The organism is Vibrio sp. 2033 (genome assembly GCF_033339735.1).
The window spans coordinates 1-514 of sequence record NZ_JAWOVC010000859.1 but is presented as its reverse complement, the minus strand read 5'-3'; the positions used below and the strand labels follow the sequence as shown (position 1 = coordinate 514).

Here is a 514-nt window from a genome sequence, read left to right as displayed (position 1 = left end):
ATTAAGGTTTCGCCCAAAGCAAACGTCGCCATTGCAAGAAGAAGGAAGCTAAAGCCGTCCATCAAATCGGTTAAACCAAAGGTGAAACGCTCGACACCAACGCCTTTATCGATACCGACTGTCGACAGCATCAAGCCAAGAATGGTCATCATCCACGCTTTAATGACCTGACCTTTACCAGCAAAAGCCGCAACGGCAGACAAGCCGAGCAACATCAATGCAAAGTAATCAGAAGATTGAAAGCTTAATGACACGTTAGCCAAGGCTGGCGCAGCCACGAGCAGCATGATGGCCGAAAGTGTGCCGCCAGTAAAAGAGGAGTAAGCGGCTAATGCTAGTGCTTTACCCGCTTGACCTTTTTGCGCCATTGGGTAACCGTCAAACGCGGTTACGACCGTTGAAGAACAACCCGGTGCGTTGATCAAAATTGAAGAGGTTGAACCACCAAATACGGCGCCGTAGTAAACACCCGCCATCAAGATGAGGCCCGATGAAGGCTCTAAACCATAAGTAA

General features: G+C 49.0%; 1 protein-coding gene. It reads right to left on the bottom strand.

Going from position 1 to position 514, the window contains the following annotated elements:
- Window positions 1-514 (bottom strand): tripartite tricarboxylate transporter permease (locus R7P74_RS29495; RefSeq protein ID WP_318124305.1); only part of this gene is annotated, 514 nt, incomplete at both ends.